The organism is Mucilaginibacter sp., assembly GCF_036383575.1.
Classification (GTDB): domain Bacteria; phylum Bacteroidota; class Bacteroidia; order Sphingobacteriales; family Sphingobacteriaceae; genus Mucilaginibacter.
On record NZ_DASVOB010000483.1, the window covers coordinates 1 to 4,395 of the forward strand.

Here is a 4,395-nt window from a genome sequence, read left to right on the forward strand (position 1 = left end):
CTTTCAAACCAATTTAAGGTGAGGTTTGCAGTATTTTGCTGTACAATATTCAGCTTATAGGTTCGTGTTGTGCCATCTCCGCCTTTTACAGTGTAGGTTTGGCCTGTATTGTCAACGCTCACAGGTTCGGCAGAAGTTGTAAGTGTGGCATTGGCATCTAACGTGATCTTCGGCTGAATAACCGTTAAGCCATAATAGTAAGGGATATAAACAGTTATGGTATTTTCTATATTATCAACCGCGCCGTAAATCACCGTATCCTGAACATTCACCACTTTATACTCCAGGATCTTGTTCTGGGGCAGCGGATCGGGATAGATCGTTTTTTTACAGGCAACTAATACGGTGATAAGGCCGGCGACCAATAAGTAAAAGTATTTTGTTTTCATATGATGGTGTAGGGTATTATTTGATCTCGAATTTTGTGCTTCCGGCAGGTACTATCAAGTATTCAAAAGTGAAGTACATATGCGGGGTATTGGTGAACATCTGGTCGGGAGTAAAAACATCTTTATAGCAGCTGATCATTTTGATCTTGGCAAAATCGCCCGATGCCGTTTTTACAATGATTGTTCGCGCAGCCAACGTACTGCCATCGGTAAGTTTAAGCGGATCGCCCAGGGCATAAGCCACGTGCACTTTGGTGGCACCGCCATCACCAACAACAGTTCCGCCAAAATCATACAGGTACCAGCCGGTCCCCGTACCAAAACTTCCTTTATCATCCGTACCTATCAGGCCTTTACCTGTTTTAAAATCGGCAGCCGCCGGGATAGCAGTAACGTTATCAAAGGCTTGTTGAACAATGGTGATCCCACCTTTGCCCGGCCCCTGGTAACCGGAGTTTGTTGCATCGGTATTATTGTTGCCGCCTAAAAAGCTGTTATAAAGTCCGCTAAGTGAAATATCCCAGAATGAGGTTTTGGCGTAAGTTGCAGGCTGCTCCTTTTTATAATCAAGACTGAAAAAGATCTCGGTTTTAGGCGCTGTAGGGTTTTGATCATCAGTTTGTGCAGCCAGGTTTTCAACGCGCTGCAATTTGTAATAAGGCACCTTATCGGCATCCCTTGTTGGGGTAGTGGTTTCAGGTGTTGTTGTATCAGGTTTTACACCTTCTGTTTTTTTACATGCCGTAAATGTTGATGCCAACACCGCCAGCATTAAGATACCCGTGGCCGCACGTTTTTGAAATATATTTATGATTTTCATGATTAATTGTTTTTAATTTTTGGTAGATAGGTTCCTGCTGCCATCCTGCTGAACATAGTAGCGGAAAGTGAAATAAGGCGAGGGCCAGTTGAGATCGGTAACTACTGCAGGCGCGCCTTTATACATACTCACCAGCTCCAATTTGGCATATTTACCTTCGGCGGTGCGCAGTACAAACGTTCTGCCTTTTATGGGGACAGCGATGTGTGTTTTAAGATCGTAGAAATACCAGCCCGATCCGCTGCCGGGATCCCAGCCAACGGAGGTTACCCCTTTGCCGGCAAAATCAGCATCAGATGGCGCTTCTTTAACCTGGTCATAGGCTTGATTTACAGCCATAATTGCCCCTTTTCCTGTGCCGCCAAAACCGTAGCTTGCTTCGTTGGTACCGCTGTTTATCCCCACATATGAGTTGTATTCCCGCGCAAAAGAAAGGTCCCATGAGGTTGTTTTTTTTACCGAGGTATCAACTTTAGTGTTGGTTGAAAGGCTGAAATAAAAGGTTTTAAAGCCCGTATTAATGGTGCTTCCAACATCGCCGGGCAAATCGGCAACTACGGTGCTGCTGCCATCCTCAAGCTGCGGCTTTACCTGCTCTTTGGTACATGAGCTAAATGCGGTAACGGCAGCAAATACAATGAATAATATTTGATAATGAAGTTTATAGGTCGATGTTAATTTCATCATAGTTTATTGTTGTTTAAAAAAGCGATAGTTAAGGCCCAGCATAATGGTACGACCGCTTTGGGCCGGCATCAGCTGGTCGCGGTAGTTGAAGATGTTATCGGCTGTTAGTTGTACCGAAAAGTGATTGTTAATTAACTTCTTTTGTACCGATACATTGAACAGGAAAAAGCTCGATACATAAGTATCGTAAGGGTCAAGAAATCCGTTCGGCAGGTTTGCTTCCTGGAAACCATATTTGCCCCTGTAGTTAACCCTGAAGGTGCCGGTAATACCTTTAGGCTCATACTCATAGGTAAACTTCACATTGGCCATGTGCCGGGAGCGGTTATTAAGCCCGAAGTAATCGGAAACTTTTGATCGGCGGGTTTCGCCGGTATTGGTATCATATACCTGGGCATAGTTCCCTTTCCCTGCCTTAATTGAATCAATAACTCCCTTATCCTTGGCATAAAGCAGTTGGTATCCTGCCGATATATTAAATCCGCGGGTAACCCTCCAGCTTAAACCAACATCGGCACCGGTAAGAAAAGCACGGTCGATATTAAAATAAGAGAACACCTGCTGACCGCCTTTTTTTGAAGCTACCTGATCCGTATTGATGAAGTTGCGTACATCATTATAAAAGCCGTTTACATCCGCCTTTACACTTGCGCTTAGCTGCAAGGTAAAGCCGGCGCTGTAGGCCACAGAACGCTCGGGTTTAAGTGTGCTTACTTTGGCTGCATTGGCAAATACGGTTGCTATTTGCCCGGCATCCTGCAGTTTCTGAAGTTCGGCAGCGAAAACATCGGTACCTAAAACGGTATATCCTCCGCCTGCAAGGTTGGTAAAGTTTAAATACAGCTGCCTGAAATCAGGCGTTTTAAAGCCGGTTGCAATTGCCGCCTTCAGGGTTAGCGTTTTGGCCGGTTGATATTTTACGCCGAAGCTTGGGTTGAAACTACTGCCGTAACGGCTATGGTGTTCACCCCTTACACCACCGGTTAAGCCAAGTTGATCACTCAGTTTCCAGTCGGCCTGTCCATAAATAAATGCTGTCGACTGGTTTTTTGTGCCGCTGTACAGGTTATTATTCATGGTTTCGTACTGGATGCCGGTGCCGCCGGTAAGTACCATGGTACCCCAGTAAGTTTGAGAAGCCTGCAATTCGCCCCTATGCAGGTATTGTATAAAGTTATTAGTAGGAATAACTACCCCGCCCGTAAGATTGGTAATGTTTTGATCGGTAGCGTAACGGGTGAGATAGTATTGCGTTTTCAAACGCAGGCCGCTATTAAAATTGGTGTTTAAAATAGCCGACGCATTTAAGTCCTTCTCAACCAACACATCTCGGGTTGGCACCGTGTTATAGGCAGTTTGATTCACCGAATTGCGTACAGCATACCTGCCGGTTATATTAAGGGCATTCATCTTGCTTAAAGTATACCTGCCCCTGCCCTGTATGGTATAGCTATCGTATGGCGGTGCTGTTTTACCTTCACTCAGGTAGGGGTTGGCATTAAAACCATCCGTGCGATAATAATTACCTGATATATAACCAGATCCCTTGCCTCCGGCAAATGGCGTTTCGCCTTCAAGGGTGGCATCTACAGTATTAAAGCTACCATAGCGTAAACTGGCAAGCCCCTGACTTTGGGAGATATTTTGACGGGTAACAATATTAACCACCCCAGCCAAAGCTTCGCTACCGAACAGACATGACGATGCGCCTTTAATGATCTCGATGCGCTCGATATTGGCTACCGTGATCCGCGACAAGTCAAAATTTCCAGAATTACGGCCCGTCATAGGCTGGCCGTCAATCATGATCATGGTATACCCACTATCAAAGCCTTGCAGCTGCAAGCCAACAGCCCTGGCCCCTGAGCCAATATCGTTTACAATAGCCAGTCCGGTTTGTTCCTTCAGCACTTCATCAAGCCTGCGGCTGCCCATCATTTCAATTTGCTTACGGCTGATGATGGTTGATGGCATCGGTGTGCGGGTAAAATCGATCAGGTTATCGTGGCTTTCCTGTTTGCCCAATACGTTTACCTCTTTAAGGTTTTGCGCCGAAGCTTTTAGCCGGATATTTATATTATTAACAGAAGATTTATTGACAACAACCTGTTGAATGTGCTTTTCATAACCTACAGCTGAAATGATGAGCGTATACTCGCCTTGTTTTAACTTATTAATTACAAAGCGGCCGGTAGTATCAGTTTGGGTGCCTCTTAAGTTTTCTTTGATCAGGATAGTGACAGCATTTACCGGTTCCCCCTGTTCGTTCCTGATCTGCCCACTTATTTTATAAGGAGACTGAGCTACGGATGTTAAATAAAAACAGGTCAGATTCAGATAAAGCATTAGGTAAAATTTGAACATTGAACGATGATATTTTTTGCTTATTTTTAATCAGTCTAAATAAACAGAAGCAAAAGTCGTTCATAGAAACGAGAAATCGTTTACGCAATCGGGATTTTTTTTTACTGTTTAAGGATAAAGTTTTACACTTTTTGG

3 protein-coding genes and 1 pseudogene are annotated in these 4,395 nt (G+C 44.5%); all 4 read right to left on the bottom strand.

From position 1 onward, the window contains the following. A pseudogene (locus tag VF500_RS17290) lies at positions 1 to 389 on the bottom strand (hypothetical protein); the annotation flags it as partial. A gap of 16 nt (positions 390 to 405) precedes the next feature. After that, a complete protein-coding gene (locus VF500_RS17295) occupies positions 406 to 1,209 on the bottom strand; it encodes an HmuY family protein (protein WP_330860878.1) in 804 nt (267 codons plus the stop codon). A gap of 12 nt (positions 1,210 to 1,221) precedes the next feature. Continuing rightward, positions 1,222 to 1,896 (bottom strand): HmuY family protein, encoded by a 675-nt coding sequence (locus VF500_RS17300; protein WP_330860879.1) that lies wholly within the window; start codon positions 1,894 to 1,896, stop codon positions 1,222 to 1,224. Positions 1,897 to 1,899: 3 nt separating this feature from the next. Then, positions 1,900 to 4,242: a TonB-dependent receptor gene (locus VF500_RS17305; protein ID WP_330860880.1), complete on the bottom strand. Its 2,343-nt coding sequence runs from the start codon at positions 4,240 to 4,242 to the stop codon at positions 1,900 to 1,902. Between the last annotated feature and the right edge of the window lie 153 nt (positions 4,243 to 4,395).

Excerpts from the sequence above, each read along its gene's own strand:
- VF500_RS17305 (WP_330860880.1), bottom strand. The coding sequence starts at position 4,242 with ATGCTTTATCTGAATCTGACCTGTTTTTATTTAACATCCGTAGCTCAG.
- VF500_RS17295 (WP_330860878.1), bottom strand. The coding sequence starts at position 1,209 with ATGAAAATCATAAATATATTTCAAAAACGTGCGGCCACGGGTATCTTA.
- VF500_RS17300 (WP_330860879.1), bottom strand. The coding sequence starts at position 1,896 with ATGATGAAATTAACATCGACCTATAAACTTCATTATCAAATATTATTC.